Genomic DNA, 21758 nt, shown 5'->3' with positions numbered 1-21758 from the left:
GGAGACCCGTGAGTATTTTTATTAATAAAGATACAAAAGTGATTACACAAGGAATTACAGGTGCCAATGGTTTGTTCCATACGAAACAAGCCTTGGAGTATGGCACGCAAGTTGTGGCAGGTGTCACTCCTGGTAAAGGTGGAACCGAGGTAGAAGGGATTCCGGTTTTTAACTCAGTGAAAGAGGCTGTAGCAGAAACTGGTGCCAACGCTTCCGTTATCTATGTACCCGCTGCCTTTGCCGCGGATAGCATCATGGAAGCCGTCGATGCGGAACTGGATATCGTCGTAACGATTACAGAAGGCATCCCGGTACAAGATATGATCAAGGTAAAACGCTACATGGAAGGCAAGAAAACACGCTTGATCGGTCCGAACTGCCCTGGAGTCATTACACCAGGTGAGTGTAAAATCGGAATTATGCCAGGCTACATCCATATTCCAGGTCATGTAGGAATTGTTTCCCGCAGTGGGACGCTCACCTACGAAGCTGTACATCAGTTGACCACGCGTGGAATTGGACAATCGACTGCAGTGGGCATCGGTGGTGACCCAGTAAATGGAACGGACTTTATCGATACCTTGAAAGCATTTGAAGAAGATGAAGATACCAAAGCGGTCATTATGATCGGTGAAATTGGTGGCACAGCCGAAGAAGAAGCGGCTGAATGGATTAAAGCCAACATGACAAAGCCCGTCATTGGCTTTATCGGTGGTAAAACCGCGCCTCCAGGAAAACGGATGGGGCATGCTGGTGCGATTATCTCTGGAGGTAAAGGCACAGCAGCTGAAAAAATTAAGACTCTGGAAAGCTGTGGCGTAAAAGTAGCACCTACGCCAGCTGATATCGGTGATACCCTCGCTTCTGTATTAGAAGAAAAAGGATTGCTAGCAGAGTGTACGACAAAGAAGGAATAGAAACGACTGGAAGCGAAAAGGGATCCTAGCCGATCCCTTTTCCTCCATCTATGGAGGAGCCGGTATGGGGCGGCAATTTATGTAGATGGGGGAAGGCTCTATTGGATGAACGCGCAGGATTGGTAGCCTTACACCAGCTGGAGGGCATTGGTGGAGGCACACTACACAAGATGTGGGAAGCAGGCTGGTCTTTTGCAGGAGAACTTACGAAAGAACAAATCAAAAATTTTGAAGATAGGAAGATTTCCAGAAAAATAATTGAAGCGATACAAGCCAAATGGAATCCTGCCTTCATTCGTCAGGTGCAAGCGGAATTAAAAGACCATGGAATCCTTCCCATCACTTTGTTGGATGATCATTATCCGTCTTGGTTGAAGGAAATCCCTTATCCACCCTGGGTTCTCTATCTCAAGGGCAACCCCACTTTTTTGCAACAAAACTGTTTGGGGATTGTGGGGACGCGAAAGCCTACACCTTATGGAGTTCAGATGGCTCATTCATTAGCAGCATCGATGGCAAGGAGGGATTGGGTGGTGGTGAGTGGGATGGCTTATGGCATCGATTATGCTTCCCATGAAGGAGCACTTAGCGAAAACGGAGCGACGATTGCTGTGCTGGCGGGTGGAGTAGATGTGATCTATCCCAAACGTCATCGCCATTTGTACCAACGGATTGTGGAAAAAGGTGCCGTACTATCTGAAATGCCTCCAGGAACGAATGTGCAGGCAGGTTTGTTTCCGCAACGCAATCGCATCATTAGTGGTTTGAGTCGGGGGACAGTTGTGGTGGAAGCGGCAGAAAAGAGCGGTTCCCTTATTACAGCCCATTATTGTGTGGAACAAAATCGAGAGGTCTTTGCTGTTCCTGGCCCCATTACTTCGCCACTTAGTAAAGGGACGCATCGCTTGATTCAAGAGGGGGCGAAGTGTTTAACTCGGTTAGAAGACATTTTTGAAGAGTTTTATGAGAGCATAGACAGAACGAACGAACAACCCCCTGTTGACGCTATGGATGATCCGGATCTTTCGCAGGAAGAGAAGCTCCTACTACACAAGATAGGATATGATCCCATCACCATTGAAGCGTTACTACATGCAAGTCAAGGTGCTATACCGCAGATTCATTCGCTATTGCTCTCACTTGAAATGAAAGGGAAAATCAAACAAGTTGCAGGAGCAAAGGTGATCAAGCTTTAGGAGAATATTGAGCTCCTCCTACATAGAGTGAGTATGAACAAATGCTTCCACGGTTAAGATTGAAAAGAATTGTTGATCCACCTTTTTTCGAATAAAAGATTGACATTCGGTTCAAGGTTGGAAATAATGGAGAACGGATTTTACATTGAGGGGAGGACAATGCATGGCGGATGCGCTGGTCATTGTCGAATCACCCGCCAAGGCAAAAACCATCGGGAAATATCTAGGGAAGAAATATATAGTGAAAGCTTCGATGGGACATGTGCGGGATTTGCCCAAGAGTCAATTGGGCATCGATACGGAGAATCAATTTGAACCAAAATATATTACCATACGCGGAAAGGGAGATGTCCTTAAGGAACTGCGTAAAGCCCGTAAAAAGGTAAAGCGTGTCTACTTAGCGGCGGACCCGGATCGCGAAGGAGAAGCGATTGCTTGGCACTTAGCATATAGCCTGAACCTCGATCCAGAAGAGGAGTGCCGGGTGGTCTTTAATGAAATCACGAAACAAGCGGTACGCGATGCATTTAAGCATCCGCGCTCCATAGACATGGACTTGGTTAATGCCCAACAAGCGCGTCGTTTGTTGGATCGGCTCGTGGGATATGGCATTAGTCCGATACTGTGGAAAAAGGTGAAGAAGGGACTAAGCGCGGGCCGTGTCCAATCGGTTGCTGTTAAATTGATCATTGATCGTGAGAAAGAGATTCGTCATTTCCAACCGGAAGAGTATTGGAACGTAATGGCGACCTTGCTCAGCAACGATGAAGCGTTTGAAGCCAAATTTTATGGCTATGAGAAGAAAACGACGTTAACATCCCAAGAAGAAGTGGATGCCCTCTTAGAAGCGATTAAAGGAAAGCGCTTTACTGTCCAAGAGGTAAAGAAAAGCGAGCGTAAGCGGAATCCTGCTCCCCCTTTTATTACGAGCTCTCTGCAACAAGAGGCGGCTCGTCGCTTAAATTTTCGTGCGGGAAAAACGATGGCGATTGCTCAACAACTATATGAAGGAATTCCGCTCGGCAAAGAGGGAACGGTCGGTCTCATTACCTATATGCGTACGGATTCGACACGGATCTCCCCTACGGCGCAAGCAGAAGCACGTCAATACATCCAAGATCACTATGGTGATTCGTACGTCCCGGATGCACCACGCGCTCACAAAAAGAAGGCAGGAGCCCAGGATGCGCATGAGGCGATTCGAGTGACGTCGGCGGTTCGTGATCCCAAGGCGATTAAATCTTACTTAAAGCGAGACCAATACCGCCTCTATAAATTGATTTGGGAGCGGTTTATCGCCAGTCAAATGACACCAGCGATAATGGATGCTATCTCCAGTGATATCAAAATCGGTCCCGCCCTCTTTCGTGCCACGGGCTCCAAAGTCAAATTTCCTGGATTTATGAAGGTGTACGTAGAGGGGAAAGACGGAGCCAAGAAAGAGAAGGAGGCGTTTTTGCCGGCACTGGAAAAGGGGCAGGTTTTGAAAAAGAAAGAGATCGAGCCTACGCAGCATTTTACTCAGCCCCCACCGCGTTATTCGGAAGCGCGTCTCGTGAAGACCTTGGAGGAGCTTGGTATTGGACGGCCTAGTACGTACGCCCCTACACTAGAAACCATACAAAAGCGGGGTTACGTCATGTTGGAAGAGCGTAGCTTCGTTCCCTCTGAATTAGGTGAAGTGGTTATTGAGTTGATGGAAGAGTTTTTCCCTGAGATATTAAATGCAGAATTTACCGCCACCTGGGAAGGACACCTTGACCATATTGGTGAGGGAGAAGGCGATTGGATTCAGCTATTGGATGAATTTTATAGCCAATTTGGGAAGCGCCTGTCGTATGCGGAAGAAGAGATGAGAAATGTGGAAATCGAAGACGAGGTTTCTGACGTAGAGTGTGAAAAATGTGGAGCGATGATGGTCTACAAGTTTGGTCGTTACGGCAAATTTTTGGCATGTCCATCTTTTCCGGAGTGCCGGAATACGAAGGCGATCGTCAAATCGACGGGCGTCACTTGTCCACGCTGCCAAAAAGGGGAGATCGTGGAGCGGAAAAGCAAAAAGAAACGCACCTTCTACGGATGTGACCAATACCCTGAATGCGAGTTTGTTTCTTGGGATAAACCGGTTCCGCGCTCCTGTCCTAAATGTGGAGACCTCCTGGTGCAGAAGAAAACGAAAAAACAAAGTACCATTCGCTGTATCGCCTGCGATTATGAAGAAGAGGCAGATGAATAATTTTTTTGAAACGTTTTAGTGGAGGATTACGTACCATTAATGTGAGGGGGAATGTAGGATGAGTTCCTTTCATGCAACGACCATCTTTGCCATTTTTCACGAGGGCAAAGGAGCCATTGCAGGAGATGGGCAAGTGACACTGGGCAACCAGATGGTGATGAAGCACCGAGCACAAAAAGTACGTCGCCTTTATCGTGGGCAAGTAATTGCTGGTTTTGCTGGTTCTGTTGCGGATGCGATGACCTTATTTGAGAAATTTGAAGCAAAGCTGGAAGAGTACCACGGAAACCTTCCCCGTGCCGCAGTGGAGTTGGCCAAAGAATGGCGATCAGACAAAGTGTTACGCAAACTGGAAGCCATGTTGATTGTGATGAACCAAGAGAATCTACTGTTGGTCTCGGGTACAGGAGAAGTGATTGAACCAGATGATGGAATCCTGGCGATTGGATCGGGTGGTTCCTATGCTTTGGCGGCCGGTCGTTCACTCAAACGCCACGCGAGTCAGATGGAAGCGAAGGAGATCGCACGGGCGGCACTGGAGATAGCCAGTGAAATCTGTGTCTTCACCAACGAGAACATCATTGTGGAGGAGGTATAGCGTGGGCGACAAACACATACGAAGAGCGGAATGGACCCCGAAGAGAATTGTGGCGGAGTTGGATAAACATATTATTGGGCAAAACTCAGCCAAGCGGGCTGTGGCCATTGCCCTGCGAAATCGGTACCGACGGACTTTGTTAGGAGAAGACCTGCGCGATGAAGTGGTACCAAAAAACATCTTAATGATTGGTCCTACGGGTGTAGGGAAAACGGAAATTGCCCGCCGTTTGTCTAAGGTGGTGGGAGCGCCCTTCGTGAAAGTAGAGGCGACCAAATTTACCGAGGTCGGTTATGTGGGTCGTGATGTGGAATCGATGGTACGTGATTTGGTGGAGACTGCTATTCGGATTGTACAATCGGAAAAGATCGAGGCTGTTAAAGGTCGAGCGGAAGAGTTGGCCAATGAACGCCTTGTTTCTATTCTTGTTCCAGCCAAGCAAAAAGAGGTAGGGTATAAAAATCCCTTAGAAATGTTGTTTGGGCAATCTGGACAAGGGGAAACGGAGGAGAACGGCGATGATAGTGAGAAAGTACGTACCCGTGAACGTCGTCGTCTCATCCGTGAGAAATTGTTGGCCGGAGATTTAGAAGAAGATATGGTGGAAGTAGAAGTAGAAGATCAGTCGGCTCCCATGATGGATATGCTTTCTGGTTCCGGGATGGAACAAATGGGAATGAATATGCAAGAGATGTTTGGTCAATTGATGCCGAAACGGAAGAAGAAGCGCCGTCTCTCGGTGAAAGAGGCGCGCGAAGTACTCATTCAGGATGAAGGGCAAAAATTGATCGATATGGATCAAGTGACGCAAGAGTCCCTTCGTCTCGTAGAGGATTCCGGAATGATTTTTATCGATGAAGTGGATAAAATCGCCGGCAAAGACCAAGGCGGCGCAGCGGACGTCTCTCGGGAGGGCGTTCAACGTGATATTCTCCCGATTGTGGAGGGTTCCACTGTCATGACCAAGTATGGTCCGATTAAAACGGATCACATTCTCTTTATTGCAGCCGGCGCTTTTCACACAGCGAAGCCGTCCGATCTCATCCCCGAACTTCAGGGTCGTTTCCCCATCCGTGTGAACTTGAGTAGCCTGACGGAAGCGGATTTTGTACGTATTCTGACGGAGCCCAAAGGAGCTTTGATCAAGCAATATACGGCACTATTGGAGACCGAGGGCGTTCGTGTTGTCTTTGAAGAAGAGGCGATTCAAGAGATTGCTTTCTTAGCAAAAGAAGTAAACCATTCGACAGAGAACATTGGTGCCCGGAGGCTCCATACCATCATGGAACGCTTGTTGGAACAACTCTCCTTTGAAGCTCCCGATATTCACCTCGAGGAAGTCACCATTACTCGTAGCTATGTAAGAGAGCGGTTATCGGATGTCGTTGAAGACCGTGATCTGAGCCAATATATTTTATAATGAAGGAGATCGATCGATCGTGAATCTATTAGGTAAAGCACGTCGCATTAATCAACTACTGCAAAAAACAGGAAGCAAGCCTGTTTATTTTAGCGATATGGCGGAACTGTTGAGTGAGGTGATTGATGCCAATGTGTTTGTCATCAGTCGGAAAGGGAAAGTGCTCGGTTATCAACTGATACAAGAAGAGGCACTTTCGGAACAGTTTCTCGCTCATGAACGCATTCCAGAAGAGTACAATGAAAAGCTCTTGCAGATTCATGAAACCTCTGCCAATCTAGACCCTTCTAGTTCGCTCAGCTTTGCGAGTCAGGAAGACGAGATCCTGCGTCATCGTTATACCACCGTCGTCCCGATTATTGGAGGGGGACGACGCTTAGGAACGCTTCTCCTAACCCGTTTTGACACCTCTTTTGTGGACGATGATCTGGTGCTCGCAGAATATGGAGCCACCGTTGCGGGAATGGAGATCTTGCAGAAAATTTCGGAGCAAGTAGAGGAAGAAGCGCGTAATCGTGCCATTGTTCACTTGGCAGTTAATTCGCTTTCCTACAGTGAATTGGAAGCGGTTGAACATATCTTTGATGAGTTGGATGGTCTAGAAGGTTTGTTGGTAGCGAGTAAAGTGGCCGACCGTGTGGGTATCACCCGTTCGGTAATCGTCAATGCTTTACGGAAGCTGGAAAGTGCAGGCGTGATTGACTCCCGCTCTCTTGGCATGAAAGGAACTTACATCAAAGTGCTTAATCACAAGCTCCTGGATGAATTGGAAAAGGTACGTCAATCGTAAAGTTAGCAGGTTGCATGATAAGAGGAAAAATGCTATATTAGAAAGCAGTGTGAATACACACGTCAGTGGAAGCAGAGCAAAGGGGTGTCGCGGAAGCGATCTTTGTTGCACATGAAGCTGGCGGTGGCTAAACCAAAGGAGGATTTATCAAATGGCTGTTGTATCCATGAAACAATTGCTAGAAGCAGGTGTTCATTTTGGACACCAAACCCGTCGTTGGAACCCGAAGATGAAGAAGTATATTTTTACGGAGCGGAACGGAATTTACATTATCGATCTGCAAAAAACCGTAAAAATGATCGAAGAAGTATATAACCACGTACGTCAATTGTCCACCGATGGTGGAACGGTCTTGTTCGTTGGTACGAAGAAACAAGCGCAAGATGCAGTGAAAGAAGAAGCTGAGCGTTCCGATATGTTCTTTGTTAACCAGCGTTGGTTGGGTGGAACATTAACCAACTTTGAAACGATTCGGAAGCGTATCGACCGTTTGCATCAGTTGGATAAAATGGAAGAAGACGGTACGTTTGATGTACTACCGAAAAAAGAGGTTGTCTTGCTAAACAAAGAACGCGCTCGTTTGGAGAAGTTCTTAGGCGGCATTAAACATATGAAGAAATTACCGGATGCACTGTTCATCATCGATCCACGTAAAGAGCGGATCGCAGTAGCAGAAGCACGTAAGCTGAACATCCCGATCATCTCTATCGCGGACACCAACTGTGACCCAGACGAGATTGATCATATTATCCCAGGGAATGACGATGCGATCCGTGCGGTTCGTCTCTTCACCTCCAAAATCGCAGATGCTATCATCGAAGGTAGACAAGGCGAGCAAGGAGTCGAGCAAGACGAACAATCGGGTGAACAATCCGCTTAAATGATCATTATTAGGTATGTGAGGGCGATCTGGGATCGCCCTTCGTGCCGATTTCTACGATAAAATAAGGAAGATGGATTCGAAGGAGGAAAATAGAGATGGCAATTTCAGCTGCGCTTGTGAAAGAATTACGTGAAAAAACCGGTGCTGGTATGATGGATTGCAAAAAGATGCTTCAAAAAGCAGACGGTAACCTAGAAAAAGCGATCGAACTATTGCGTGAAAAGGGAATGGCTTCTGCTGATAAAAAAGCAGATCGCGTAGCCGCCGAAGGCGTTGTTGAATCTTACATACATGGAGGCGGACGCATCGGTGTATTGATTGAGATCAACTGTGAGACCGACTTTGTAGCAAAAACAAATGAATTTAAGAGCTTTGTACGTGAAATTGCGATGCAAGTAGCTGCAATGAATCCTCAATTTATCCGGCGCGAAGAAGTACCGGAAGAGTTCGTTGAGAAAGAGCGTGAGCTTCTACGCAAGCAAGCGCTAGATGAAGGAAAACCGGAAAATATCGTGGATAAAATGGTGGAAGGTCGCCTATCCAAGCGCTTCAAAGAGATCTGTCTCCTCGAACAACCTTATATCAAGGACGGAGACAAATCCATCGATGACCTCGTGCGTGAGCAAGTAGCTACGATTGGCGAAAATATTCATGTACGCCGCTTCGTTCGCTATGAACTAGGGGAAGGCATCGAGAAAAAAGAAGAAAACTTTGCTGATGAAGTGATGTCTCAAGTGAAGAAGTAGGAATCACTCCAAAGGGAACACCCTGTGTTCCCTTTTTTTCCGTGTATAGATCAATTGAAAATAGGTAAATGATGATGGGAGGTTGGGTGATGGCGCACGCACAGTACAAACGTGTGATTCTAAAGTTAAGTGGCGAAGCATTGGCGGGCGAGAAGTCATTTGGGATCGATTCGGAGACGATCGCATCCATTTCTCGCCAGATTCAAGAAGTGGTTGAACTCGGAGTAGAGGTCGCTGTGGTTGTAGGCGGAGGAAATATATGGCGTGGCATGTCCGGTAGCGAACGTGGAATGGATCGTGCTACTGCCGACTACATGGGAATGTTAGCCACTGTGATGAATTCGCTCGCCTTGCAGGATGGGTTGGAGCATGTTGGCGTTCCGACACGTGTACAAACGTCTATTGAGATGCGTCAGGTAGCCGAACCTTATATTCGTCGACGCGCAATTCGCCACCTGGAAAAAGGGCGTGTTGTTATCTTTTCCTCAGGATTAGGCAATCCTTATTTTTCAACGGATACGGCAGCAGCATTGCGTGCGGCGGAGATTGAAGCCGACGTGATCTTGATGGCGAAAAATCGTGTGGATGGCGTCTATACAGCTGATCCCAAAGAAGACGAGCATGCAGAGAAGTACGATACGCTTACCTATTTGGACCTTCTGAACAAAGGGTTAGGTGTGATGGATTCGACTGCTTCGTCTCTTTGTATGGACAATGACATTCCATTAATTGTATTTAATATCGCGACGGAAGGAAACATTCGACGGGTTATTGAAGGAGATCCGATCGGAACCATCGTAAGGGGGAATCAGTAATGTTAAACGATGTGAAGAAGCGTGCGGAAGAAAAGATGACGAAAGCAATTGCGGTGCTAAAGAAGGATTTAGGAACATTACGGGCAGGAAGGGCCAACCCTTCGTTGTTAGATAAAATCGTGGTGGAGGTTTACGGCAGTGAGATGCCCATTCATCAACTTGCCAATGTCTCTGTACCAGAAGCGCGCATGTTGGTGATTCAGCCTTGGGATAAATCCACACTGGGTGATGTGGAACGAGCGATTCAAAAATCAGACTTGGGTCTTACACCCACTAACGACGGCAACCTGATTCGCATAACGATCCCAGCCCTAACGGAAGAACGGCGGGCAGAGCTGGTTAAATACTCCAAGAAAATGGGAGAAGAAGCGAAGGTAGCGATTCGTAACGTTCGCCGTGATGCCAATGATGAAGTGAAGAAACTGGAGAAAACCGGAGATATTTCGGAAGACGATGCACGACGCGGGCAGGAAGAAATCCAGAAATTGACTGATCGTTATATCGAGGAAGCGGATGACGTGATCAAAGCCAAAGAGAAGGACATTATGGAAGTATAGTGAAAGCAATGGAGAAGCCCCCTTTTGGCAGGGGGTTTTCCTTTAATCTATAGGCACGTTTTGTTGCGATCATTTATGTACTATAATAATGGGAAGAAGTTACGGTACACGTCGGAGGAATGGACATGTTAGAAGCATTGAAACGTCTGATACGTGGGCACCAAGAAGTAAGTGCAACGCAGAGTGAGAGCCGCCTAGAAACAATCAAACAATTAAAACAAGGCCCGATTCCACGGCACGTGGCGATCATTATGGATGGCAACGGAAGGTGGGCATCCAAAAGGGGATTGCCACGAGTCGCAGGCCACCGAGCCGGTATGAAGATGATACGGGAAGCGGTGCGTGCTGCGGATGATCTCGGCATCGAAGTCCTTACTTTGTACTCATTTTCTACAGAGAACTGGAAACGACCGAAAGATGAAGTTAATTTTTTGATGAAGCTCCCGCAAGAGTTTTTTAATAGTGAGATCGAAGAGCTTAAGGCGCGCAATATCCGAGTCGAAATGGTTGGAGAGGAAGAGAAACTACCCAGCTTTACGATGAGTGCGATCAATCAGTTTCGCAAAGAGACGAAAGGCAATGAAGGCCTAGTCCTTAATTTTGCGATGAACTATGGAGCACGTTCGGAAATTTTGCAAGCAGTGAAGAAGATGATTCAGGATCATGATCAAGGGACATTGACCGATGCAGACATAAACGAAGAGCAATTTGCACAATACCTATATACGAACAGTCTGCCAGATCCTGATTTTATGATTCGAACGAGTGGAGAGATCCGCATTAGCAATTTTATGTTATGGCAGTTGGCTTATAGTGAATTGTGGTTTACGGATATCGCGTGGCCCGATTTCAAGCAAGAGTCCTTTTTTCAAGCTATTCAAGATTACCAACGCCGGTCACGTCGATATGGAGCGTTGAAATAGATAGGTGTGGTTGACATTGAAGCAGCGAACCATGACAGGAATCATCATTGCGGTGGGATTTGTCGCTTTTTTATTGGCAGGTGGAATGTGGTATGCATCCCTCATTTTCGCGATTGCACTTATGGGATATCGAGAGTTTTGTAAAATGCGAGAGATCGTGTGGTACCGCCCACAAGCGATGATTGGTTTTGCTTTGACCGCGTTTCTTCTTTTGGACGCAATCGTAGCCCAACAGTTATTTCAACCTGCCTTTTTGTTGCCGACACAGGGGACGGTTATTCTTCTCGGTTTGATCGGCTATCTGATATTGATGGTGTTTAGTAAAAATGAAATCGATATCCATGAGACTTCGCTCTCTTTTCTAGGGGCATTATATATTGGTTTTGGTTTTGCTTATATGATTCAGGGACGATTGATGGAAGATGGACTTTATTGGTCCCTCTTAGCTATTCTTGTGACCTGGGCCAATGATATTGGTGCTTATGTGATTGGACGTCGTATTGGCAAGCGAAAATTGTGGCCGACCATTAGTCCCAATAAGACCATTGGTGGTCACTTTGGCGGATTGATGGCTGCACTGGTGGTGGGCATGATTTTTCTTGTGATCTACCCACCTTTGGGAGCTCCTGCTTGGATGTTCCTGGTAGTATTGGCCATCGCAGTCTTTGGTCAATTAGGTGATTTAGTGGAGTCAGCGATGAAGCGCACCTTCGCAGTGAAAGATTCGGGGACACTGTTGCCCGGACATGGCGGGGTGCTGGATCGAATGGATAGCTTAATCTTTGTCTTTCCGATCCTCTATATATTGGTATCCATCTCATAATGAGAAGCGTATTGATACGGGTAATGAGTATGTGCCAGTGAGAAAGTAGGCGATAACATGACGAAACGGATTAGCATACTAGGATCAACAGGTTCCATTGGGCAGAATACAATCGAAGTGGTAAAGGCGCATCCTGAGCAATTTGAGGTCGTTGCCTTGGCTGCAGGAGCCAATGTGGCAAAAATGGTGGAGCAAGTGAAAGCCGTCCATCCGCAACTTGTGTCGATGGCAACCAAGGAAGCGGCCGAAGCGGTACAAGCCCAAGTTGGATCAGAGGTAAAGGTGCTTTATGGTGATGAAGGCGTATTGGAAGTGGCTACCTGGGGAGCCGCCAATTATGTCGTGTCTTCCATTGTGGGTAGCCGTGGTTTAGCCCCCACCTTAGCTGCCATCCAGGCAGGGAAAACAGTGGGTCTCGCCAATAAGGAAACGTTGGTAATGGGTGGAGCGATCGTGACCAAAGAAGCACGGAAGCAAGGCGTCGACATTCTACCGATCGATAGCGAGCACTCCGCCATCTTTCAATGCCTCAACGGAGAGCGAAGAGCCGATGTGAAGAAGATGATTTTGACCGCCTCGGGTGGTGCTTTTCGCGATTGGCGATTAGAGGACATTCAACAAGCTACCCCGAAAGAAGCATTAAAACATCCCAACTGGTCAATGGGAGCGAAAGTAACCATTGATAGTGCCACCATGTTAAACAAAGGGTTGGAAGTGATGGAGGCGCATTGGTTGTTCGCCATTCCCTATGATGAAATCGAGGTGGTCATTCACCCACAAAGCATTATCCATTCACTGGTAGAATTTCAAGATGGGGCGATGATGGCGCAGTTGGGCACACCAGATATGAAAGTGCCGATTCAATACGCACTTAGCTACCCCGAGCGGCTTCCGCTAGCGGGCCAGCAGTTAAACTTAGCGGAGATGGGTTCTCTCGATTTTTATGCTCCAGATTATAAACGATATCCAATGCTACGGATGGCCTTTGAAGCTGGCCGAGCAGGAGGAAGTGTCCCAGCTGTCTTAAATGCGGCGAATGAGGTGGCTGTCGAGCGCTTTTTAAATGAAGAGATTCCTTACCTGGGTATCGAAGAAATAGTAGGTAATGTGGTGGCGAAACATCATAAACTAGAAGATCCATCTTTAGAAGACTTGTATGAAGTCGATCGCTGGGCAAGGCAATCTTCCTACGAGATGGGTATTAACCGATAGGTGGTGAGCTAGAATGCAGACAATATTATCTTTTATCTTGGTAATTGGTGTCCTCGTTTTTATTCATGAATTGGGTCACTTTCTGTTTGCCAAACGGGCAGGCATTCTGGTTCGAGAATTTGCAATCGGAATGGGCCCCAAGTTGGTCGCGTGGAAAAGAGGAGAGACGCTTTATTCGCTTCGTATCCTGCCGATAGGTGGGTATGTGCGCATGGCGGGGGAAGATCCCGAGGTAATGGAACTAAAGAACGGTGCGCATGTGACGACCACCTTAGACAAGACAGGCAAGGTGACACACATTAGTTTATTGAAACACACCGTGGATCAAAGCGAAGTAGTTCGTGGACGCTTGTTGGAGCATGAGCTGGAGCATCAGCTCTATATCGTGTTAGAAGATGAAGATGGAGTGGAACAGCGTTATGCGGTTCATCCACAAGCAGAGATTCAGTTTGCGGAAAATCAGGTGGTACAGATTGCCCCATGGGATCGCCAATTTGGCTCGAAAACCTTGGGGCAACGGGCAATTACGATCTTTGCGGGCCCCTTGTTCAACTTTTTGCTAGCCATTCTCTTTTATGCGGTGGTAGCGCTGAATGTTGGGATCGAGTCGGAGATTGTCATTGATGGTGTGAGACCCGATACGCCGGCGGCTGAAGTCGATCTACAATCCGGAGATGTGATTCGGGAAGTAGATGGGAAAGAGATGAAGTCAGGTTCCGACTTTGTCTTTCATTTAATTGAAAAAGGCGGAGAACCTGCTAATCTTGTAGTAGAGCGTGCAGGAGAGCGGGTCCCTGTTTCCGTGACCCCAATGAAAGATGAAAGTACAGATCGCTATCTGATCGGAGTGGATTTAGAACAGCGAATGGAAGAGGCCAATCTTCTCACGGCTTCTACTGAGGGAGTAAAAGATACCTACAATATGTCGCTAACGGTGATCAAAAGTTTTGGCATGTTGATTACAGGCCAAGTTAGCTTCGATAATTTAGCAGGCCCCGTTGGAATTGCTTCCATATCAGGTGAAGCGGCCAAAGCGGGCTGGGTGACACTTCTTCATTTTTCTGCGATGCTCAGTGTGAACCTAGGGATGCTAAACTTATTCCCTATTCCAGCGCTCGATGGAAGTCGCTTAATCTTCCTCGGTATAGAAGGGGTTCGCCGGAAACCGATCGATCCCAACAAAGAAAGCATGGTCCACTTTGTGGGTTTTGCTCTGTTAATGATTTTTATGATCGCCGTTACCTACAACGATATTATGCGCTTGTTTAATGGTAATGGTTAAGGATGAATGTGTAAGGGGGAAAGAACATGAGACAACAGACAGCTTTGATCCCCACGTTGCGTGATGTGGGACAAGAAGCGGAAGTAGCTAGTCATCGCTTGATGCTGAAAGCGGGTTTAATGAAGCAGTTGGCAGCAGGGATCTATACCTATTTGCCACTCGCCCATCGTGTCCTGCGAAAAGTAGAACAAGTGGTGCGAGAAGAGATGGAACGAGTAGGTGCACAAGAGCTCTTACTGCCTGCCATGAATCCAGCAGAACTATGGAAAGAGTCGGGTCGCTGGGATACATACGGGGCAGAATTGGTGAAGCTAGTGGATCGGCATGAGCGTGAGTTCTTGCTCGGACCCACACATGAGGAAGTCATTACCGACTTGGTGAGAAATACCGTGAGCTCTTATAAACGTTTACCGCTAACCCTGTATCAAATTCAAACGAAGTTTCGTGACGAGCGCCGTCCTCGCTCTGGGATTTTGCGTGGACGTGAATTCTTAATGAAGGATGCTTACTCCTTTCATGCAGATGAAGAGGATTTGGAGACAAGGTATCAGGAGATGTATCAAGCGTATGAGCGTATCTTCACTCGTTGTGGCATCGACTTTCGCGCAGTAGAGGCGGATGCAGGAGCGATCGGAGGAACGGGGACCCATGAGTTTATGGCACTGGCCGATGCTGGTGAGGATACGTTGGTGTTTTGCCGTTCGTGTGATTATGCAGCCAATATTGAAATGGCGGAAGTGCGCTCACCACTAGAGGGTAATGCCGGGGAAGCTGCCGACAAGCCATTAGAGAAAGTGGCCACACCGGGAGCGAAGAGCATCGAAGAAGTAGCACGTGTGCTGGAAGTGAAGAGTGAGCAATTGATCAAAAGCCTTTTATTCGTAGTCGATGAAGAACCGGTACTCGTCTTGGTGCGTGGCGATCACGAAGTGAATGATATCAAAGTGAAGAATGCGCTTGGAGGAGAAGTGTGTGAGCTCGCAGAGGAATCCATGATCCAGCGCATCACGGGAGCACCTGTTGGTTTTGCCGGTCCGCTTGGGCTGAAGGAAGAAGTCCGTATCCTGGTTGATCAGGCCATTTCGAGTATGGCCGACGCTGTTGTCGGTGCCAATGAACAAGATGCTCATCTGGTGCACATGAACCCAACACGCGACTTGCCTTCTCATCAAGTGGCAGACCTGCGCTTAATTAGAGAAGGAGATGCGTGCCCGCACTGCGACGGTCATGTTGCCTTTACGCGCGGAATTGAAGTAGGGCAGGTCTTCAAATTGGGAACCAAGTATAGTAGACCCATGAATGCGGTTATCCATGATCCCAATGGAAAAGAAGTCCCACTGGTTATGGGTTGCTATGGAGTGGGAATCTCCCGTACCGTGGCCTCTGTAGTGGAACAACATCATGACGAGCATGGCATCGTATGGCCCCTCGCCTTGGCTCCGTATACTGTGCACTTGATTGCTGTGAACATGAAGAACGAGGAACAGCGCACCGCAGCAGAAGACTTGTACGAGAAGCTACAAGCAGCTGGTGTGGAAGTACTCTTTGATGATCGCAAAGAGCGTGCGGGTGTGAAATTTAAAGACTCTGATCTCTTAGGAATCCCGTTACGCATTACTGTGGGAGCCAAAGTGGGCGAAGGATTAGTCGAGTACAAATTCCGTCGCTCGGGCGAAAGCGGAGATGTGGCAATCACCTCTTTGATGGATCAACTGCCGGAGTTACTACAGCAAATAGAGAAATAATGGATGATGCAAGAAAAAAGGGTTGCTCCGATACCTAGGAGTAACCCTTTTTCAATGAAAGAACCACTTGATTTTCTATGAAGATTTCTATCCACAGGAGACGATAAGACTGGCATCTTACGATAAGCTAGAGGATCAATTCTTCCCCTCTATTTACCCGAAACACCTGAACCCCCTGGACAGGGTCCCTTGTTATCACAACGCCAGAATTAGGAACTTGATTGGCAAAAGAAAATAAAAAGGACCTTAATCGAGCGGGAACCGCCGGATCCGTAGCTACGGAGCGAACAGTCGAAAATTGGGGGACATCGCTTACCCGAAAGACCAGTTGCTGTTGACTATTAGCTTGTATATTGAGATTGTAGGCGATTACAAGACATGGCTTGAATCCACCGCAACCACTACTCATTGCATTCTTCCTTTCTTGTTTTTAGTTTCTATCATAATATAGTATATGTTTGAAATAATTATAGAATTGTATGAATATAATAGTTATCCATTTGTTTTCCTATGAGGATTCTTCAACATATAAAACCCCCTCCACCATGAAGCGTACATAAGGTAGAGAGGGTTAGCCAAAGGATAAAGCTGACCGATGATTTCACTGGGGAGAGCGTCATTCATGCTTGTATTTCTTCTGAAAGTGGACTAAAGGAATAGGTATCTTCCGTGAGATCTCCTTCCTCTATTACATCATCCATCATTTCTTCCTCACCACGGATGTCAATTCCTTCGACTGACATATTGACGTTAAGCACCGTTAAGCCGGTCATTCGTTCTATCATTTCCGTTATGGTGTCAGCTACGCGGTCGTAGATACGAGGGACGTCCATACCGTAATCGACGATCACTTTGAGATAGACGGTTACATGACGATCTTCTATTTCAACAAATACTTCTCTTTTTGCGGGGTGAGAATTGTTGTGCTCGCGATTTTTTTTCAGGGTGAGGCCGTCAATGTGGCTAGTAGCAATTTCGGCAATCGTCTCCAATACATCGCTTGTAAAAGTGAGCCCTTGTTTGCGTATTTCCTCATCCATTGAATAACCTCCCAGCCATTTTTAGATTATCATATGTATATACAGCTGGAGGGAATGTTAGAAGCAAAAACGAAGAAGAGGAAAACAAGCCGTATGGGCAAATGAAAGGTTTGCCCTCCAACTAGCGGATCTTTTCCTCTGGTCGATCTTCCTCCTTTTTGATACACTCATAGGATAAGAGAAACGAGCGGATGATTAAAGGGGAGAAGGAAAGGCGCATGAATGATTTAGCAGCGAAGACGCAACACTTGAGGCGAGTGCTTCAAGAAGCGAAGGTTCCAAGTGAATGGTTGGAGACTTATTTTACGGGTGGATACTTAAATAAAGTGCAAGTGAGTCGAACACGAGGGACATGGACGCTCTACTTGTGTTTAAATCGACCGATCCCGCCTGATATCCTCCAACAGGTGAAAGAGAAGATGAGTGAACGTTTTGGGCGCGTGGCACGCGTCTCCTTTGTGATGGAATACGATCAGGTTCCACCCGACCAAGTGATGGCCCTTTATTGGCAGTGGATGATAGGAAAAGTGGGTCATCTGGTTTCCCAGTCAGCGGCAGGTTGGTTGGCGAAAGCGAATTGGAAAATAGAGGATAACACTCTTTCTGTTACATTTGCTAATCCGCTCATGGTGGAGATGGCGCAGAAAAAGCAATTGGACCAGGTGATCTCCTCGCTTTTTTATGCCGTATCGGGCACCAAGCTGGTGATTGCATTTGCCAGCAATGGGAATGGTGACGAGCAGGTGGCGCGTATGCGTGAACACCAACAACAAGAGGAGCGTCAATGGGTTGAAAATGCGATTACGCAACAACAAGAAATCCAGGCAGCGAAGGAGAGTGAAGAGGGCGAAGAGCCAACAGGTCCGATTGTGGTAGGCTATGAAATTCGGGATGAGCCAGTCGCTTTACATGAGATTCAGGACGAAGAACGGCGGATCACAGTGAAAGGAACGGTTTTTAAGTCGGAAGTGCGGGAACTGCGGAGTGGACGAACCCTGCTTACGTTTAATTTGACAGACTACACGGACTCCATCTTGGTAAAGGTGTTTGCTCGTGATAAGGAAGATGCCAAGGTGCTCTCCCGTATGCAGGACGGATTATGGATGAAAGTGCGTGGCTCGGTACAGTATGATACGTTTGCCCGCGATTTGGTCATTATGGCGAATGATCTCTCGGAAATCCCCCCATTGGCGCGTCAAGATCAAGCAGAAGAAAAGCGAGTAGAGCTACATCTGCACACTTCTATGAGTGCGATGGATGGGGTATATGACGCGGGTTCCATGGTGAAGAGAGCAGCCGACTGGGGACTCCCGGCAGTAGCCATTACGGATCATGGAGTGGTCCAAGCCTTTCCGGAAGCATACGCCGCTGGTCAGAAACACGGGGTTAAAATCATCTACGGAGTAGAAGCGTATGTGGTGGATGATGGCGTTCCCATTGTGATGAATGCGGCGGATCGAGCGCTTACAGAAGATACCTATGTCGTTTTTGACGTAGAGACAACCGGTTTGTCTGCAGTACACGATACCATTATTGAACTGGCGGCGGTCAAGATTCATAATGGGGAAATCGTGGATCGCTTTGAGTCGTTTGCTAACCCTCATCGCCCATTATCCAGTTTTACAACGGAATTGACGGGCATCACCAATGAGATGGTAAAAGATGCGCCGGAGATAGCGGAAGTACTAGGGAAGTTTTCGGCCTTTATTCAAGATACCGTTTTAGTGGCGCATAACGCTCGCTTTGACATGGGCTTCTTGCAGGAAGGATTGCGGCAGATGGGAGCAGATCCTGTGGATAATCCCGTCATCGATACCTTGGAATTGGGACGAGCTCTTTATCCCGGTTTGCGGAACTATCGCCTTAACACCTTGTGTAAGAAATTTGATATCTCTTTGGAACAGCATCACCGTGCGATCTATGACGCAGAAGCAACCGGTTTTCTCATGTGGAAAATGGTATCGGATGCGATTGAAAAAGGCCATACCATTTTGGATCGTCTCAATGAACTGACAAAGGATCGTGATTTGAGAAAGATCCGTCCCTTTCATGCGATCATCCTAGTACAAAATCAGACGGGCCTCAAAAATTTGTACCGGCTTATTTCGGCTTCTCATTTGGAGTATTTTCATCAAGTGCCTCGCATCCCACGTAGTAAGTTGGAATCGATGCGTGAAGGTCTTTTGATCGGTTCGGGATGTGAAAAAGGAGAGCTTTACGAAGCCGCTCTCCAAAAATCACCGCAAGAAGTGGAAGAGGTGGCTGGCTTCTATGACTATCTGGAGATCCAACCGGTAGATGTGAATCAACACTTGGTGGATAAAGGCATTGTGGATCAGAAAGATCATTTGCGTGAAGCCAACCGTCTATTGGTGGAGATTGGAGAAAAGCTAGGGAAGCCTGTCGTGGCCACTGCCAATGTTCATTACTTGGATCCTTGGGACCATGTGTATCGGGAGATTTTAGCGGCCAACCAAGGGGGATTCCGCCGGAAGGACCCAAAAACCCCGACGCATTTTAGAACGACCGATGAAATGCTGAAGGAGTTCGCCTATTTAGGAGAAGAGGAAGCACATGCCGTTGTGATTACTCACCCCAAAGCGGTCGCGGACAAAATCGATGAGCTGAAACCATTCCCGGATGATTTGTTTACGCCGATCATTGAAGGAGCAGATGAGGAGCTCCGTCGCATCTGCTATGAAACCGCTGCTGGACTATATGGCTCTCCCTTACCTGAAGTGGTGGAAAAACGCCTAGAGAAAGAGTTAGGTAGCATTATTAAACATGGATTTGCCGTGATTTATCTCATCTCGCATAAGTTGGTAACCAAATCATTAGAGGATGGTTACCTTGTAGGTTCTCGTGGTTCGGTTGGCTCGTCCTTTGTTGCGACCATGAGCTCCATCACAGAAGTAAACCCATTGCCACCACACTACGTCTGTCCAAGTTGCCAATATAACCGTTTCATCCTCGATGGTTCTACCGCTTCTGGCTTTGATTTACCCGATCAGGATTGTCCAGAGTGTGGAACGTCTATGCAAAAAGATGGTCATGATATCCCCTTTGAAACCTTCCTCGGCTTTCAAGGGGATAAGGTGCCAGATATCGATTTGAACTTCTCAGGCGAATACCAACCGCGGGCACATCAATACACGGAAGAATTATTTGGAAAAGAGTATGTATACCGCGCGGGTACCATCTCCACAGTAGCCGAGAAAACCGCCTTCGGGTATGCGAAAAAGTATGAAGAAGAGATGGGCCAGACGATGCGCGGTGCTGAGTTGGATCGTATGGTGCATGGGTGTAGAGGGGTGAAGAGAACGACGGGACAACACCCGGGTGGCCTGATGGTTGTGCCACAAAACATGGATGTATTTGATTTTACGCCGATTCAGCGTCCTGCGGATGATGTGAAGTCGAAGACCACGACCACACACTTTGATTATCACGCTATCAGTGGGCGTCTGTTGAAGTTGGATATTCTGGGTCACGATGACCCGACCGTGATTCGCATGTTGCAAGACTTGACGGGTGTGGACCCCAAGACAATCCCGGTCGATGATCCTGAAGTGATGAAGCTTTTTAGCAGTACGGAGTCGCTCGGCATTACGCAAGAGGATATTTCCTCCGTGACAGGAACACTGGGCATTCCCGAGTTTGGTACACGCTTTGTAAGGCAGATGCTTGAGGATACCCGTCCCACTACCTTTGGAGAACTTGTACGTATCTCGGGCCTCTCCCACGGGACGGATGTCTGGTTAAACAATGCACAAGACATCATCAGAAGCAAGACAGCGGTCCTGGCAGAGGTGATTTCTACACGGGATGATATTATGGTCTATTTGATGCACAAAGGAATGGAGCCCTCACTTGCCTTTAAGCTGATGGAGAAAGTGCGGAAAGGGAAGGGGCTCACGGAGGAAGAACAGGAAGCAATGCGTGAGCACGATGTTCCCGAGTGGTACATCGATTCCTGTCTCAAAATCAAGTACATGTTCCCGAAGGCACACGCAGTTGCTTATGTGATGATGGCCGTGCGTATTGCTTGGTTTAAAGTGCATCATCCAATCCAATACTACGCTACCTACTTTTCTGTCCGTGCAGATGACTTTGACTTGGAAGTTGTGTCCAAAGGGGCAGAATCGGTTAAGCGTTGTATAGCAGATATTGAGGAGAAGGGCGTGACCGCTTCACCGAAAGAGAAGAGTTTGCTCACGGTAATGGAGTCGGTACGAGAAATGATGGCGCGTTCTCTCCGTTTCCAGCAAGTAGACTTATATCGCTCTCACGCGACGCACTTTTTGGTAGAAGAGGATAGCCTCATCCCACCATTTTCCGCTATATCGGGAGTAGGCGCCAATGCGGCTCGTAACATTGCCGAGGCACGAAAAGATGGAGAGTTCCTCTCCATTGAAGATTTCCAGAAGCGGACTCGGGTGTCGAGCACAGTGATTGAGATCTTGCGCGGATTTGGTTGCTTTAAGGAAATGCCAGAGAGTAATCAGATGTCGTTGTTTTAGGATTGGGAAAAAGCGAGTTTGTAGAGGGCATCTCTATAAACTCGCTTTGTTGTGG

The 21758-nt window shown here is 47.4% G+C and carries 18 protein-coding genes; 16 read left to right on the top strand and 2 right to left on the bottom strand.

Annotated features, from left to right (window positions below):
- The first annotated feature begins 8 nt into the window (after positions 1-8).
- From sucD to AC6RGY_RS06315, 15 genes are all read left to right on the top strand, one after another.
- Positions 9-917 carry a succinate--CoA ligase subunit alpha gene (gene sucD, locus AC6RGY_RS06385; protein ID WP_499860739.1) on the top strand — a complete coding sequence of 303 codons (909 nt, stop codon included), beginning with the start codon at positions 9-11 and terminating at the stop codon, positions 915-917.
- Between the two features lie 101 nt (positions 918-1018).
- Positions 1019-2113, top strand: a complete 1095-nt coding sequence (gene dprA, locus AC6RGY_RS06380; RefSeq protein ID WP_499860736.1) for a DNA-processing protein DprA — start codon at positions 1019-1021, stop codon at positions 2111-2113.
- Positions 2114-2276: 163 nt separating this feature from the next.
- Entirely contained in the window at positions 2277-4349 is a 2073-nt protein-coding gene (gene topA, locus AC6RGY_RS06375; RefSeq protein WP_499860733.1) for a type I DNA topoisomerase, read from the top strand.
- Between the two features lie 58 nt (positions 4350-4407).
- A complete protein-coding gene (hslV, locus tag AC6RGY_RS06370; RefSeq protein ID WP_499860731.1) occupies positions 4408-4947 on the top strand; it encodes an ATP-dependent protease subunit HslV in 540 nt (179 codons plus the stop codon).
- A 16-nt stretch (positions 4948-4963) separates the two neighbouring features.
- Positions 4964-6367 (top strand): ATP-dependent protease ATPase subunit HslU, encoded by a 1404-nt coding sequence (gene hslU / locus AC6RGY_RS06365; RefSeq protein WP_499861475.1) that lies wholly within the window; start codon positions 4964-4966, stop codon positions 6365-6367.
- A 19-nt stretch (positions 6368-6386) separates the two neighbouring features.
- Positions 6387-7157: a GTP-sensing pleiotropic transcriptional regulator CodY gene (codY, locus tag AC6RGY_RS06360; RefSeq protein WP_499860729.1), complete on the top strand. Its 771-nt coding sequence runs from the start codon at positions 6387-6389 to the stop codon at positions 7155-7157.
- Between the two features lie 151 nt (positions 7158-7308).
- Positions 7309-8037, top strand: a complete 729-nt coding sequence (gene rpsB, locus AC6RGY_RS06355; protein ID WP_499860728.1) for a 30S ribosomal protein S2 — start codon at positions 7309-7311, stop codon at positions 8035-8037.
- A 98-nt stretch (positions 8038-8135) separates the two neighbouring features.
- Positions 8136-8786, top strand: a complete 651-nt coding sequence (gene tsf / locus AC6RGY_RS06350) for a translation elongation factor Ts (protein WP_499860725.1) — start codon at positions 8136-8138, stop codon at positions 8784-8786.
- Between the two features lie 89 nt (positions 8787-8875).
- Positions 8876-9601, top strand: coding sequence for a UMP kinase (gene pyrH / locus AC6RGY_RS06345; protein WP_499860723.1), 726 nt, complete (start codon positions 8876-8878; stop codon positions 9599-9601).
- Complete coding sequence (frr, locus tag AC6RGY_RS06340; protein WP_499860720.1) at positions 9601-10158, top strand: ribosome recycling factor; 558 nt, start codon at positions 9601-9603, stop codon at positions 10156-10158. Before pyrH ends, frr begins: the two co-directional genes overlap by 1 nt.
- 125 nt (positions 10159-10283) lie before the next feature.
- Positions 10284-11081, top strand: coding sequence for an undecaprenyl pyrophosphate synthase (gene uppS, locus AC6RGY_RS06335; RefSeq protein WP_499860718.1), 798 nt, complete (start codon positions 10284-10286; stop codon positions 11079-11081).
- A gap of 16 nt (positions 11082-11097) precedes the next feature.
- Positions 11098-11904: a phosphatidate cytidylyltransferase gene (locus tag AC6RGY_RS06330; protein WP_499860716.1), complete on the top strand. Its 807-nt coding sequence runs from the start codon at positions 11098-11100 to the stop codon at positions 11902-11904.
- Positions 11905-11961: 57 nt separating this feature from the next.
- Positions 11962-13116, top strand: coding sequence for a 1-deoxy-D-xylulose-5-phosphate reductoisomerase (locus tag AC6RGY_RS06325; protein ID WP_499860714.1), 1155 nt, complete (start codon positions 11962-11964; stop codon positions 13114-13116).
- Positions 13117-13129: 13 nt separating this feature from the next.
- The gene (rseP, locus tag AC6RGY_RS06320; protein WP_499860713.1) at positions 13130-14398 is read left to right on the top strand and encodes an RIP metalloprotease RseP; all 1269 of its coding nucleotides are present in this window, start codon (positions 13130-13132) and stop codon (positions 14396-14398) included.
- A gap of 26 nt (positions 14399-14424) precedes the next feature.
- Entirely contained in the window at positions 14425-16143 is a 1719-nt protein-coding gene (locus tag AC6RGY_RS06315; protein WP_499860710.1) for a proline--tRNA ligase, read from the top strand.
- Between the two features lie 127 nt (positions 16144-16270).
- On the opposite strand, the gene AC6RGY_RS06310 is transcribed toward AC6RGY_RS06315, so the two are convergent.
- Both AC6RGY_RS06310 and AC6RGY_RS06305 read right to left on the bottom strand, forming a co-directional pair.
- Complete coding sequence (locus tag AC6RGY_RS06310) at positions 16271-16552, bottom strand: hypothetical protein (protein WP_499860706.1); 282 nt, start codon at positions 16550-16552, stop codon at positions 16271-16273.
- A gap of 211 nt (positions 16553-16763) precedes the next feature.
- The gene (locus tag AC6RGY_RS06305) at positions 16764-17183 is read right to left on the bottom strand and encodes an Asp23/Gls24 family envelope stress response protein (protein WP_499860702.1); all 420 of its coding nucleotides are present in this window, start codon (positions 17181-17183) and stop codon (positions 16764-16766) included.
- 218 nt (positions 17184-17401) lie between these two features.
- Between AC6RGY_RS06305 and AC6RGY_RS06300 the strand changes: the two genes are divergently transcribed.
- Positions 17402-21703, top strand: a complete 4302-nt coding sequence (locus AC6RGY_RS06300) for a PolC-type DNA polymerase III (protein WP_499860700.1) — start codon at positions 17402-17404, stop codon at positions 21701-21703.
- Positions 21704-21758: the final 55 nt, after the last annotated feature.

The sequence above is a fragment of the Mechercharimyces mesophilus genome (assembly GCF_059818345.1).
The sequence above is the reverse complement of the archived record's forward strand: the minus strand, read 5'-3'. Positions and strand labels throughout refer to the sequence as shown.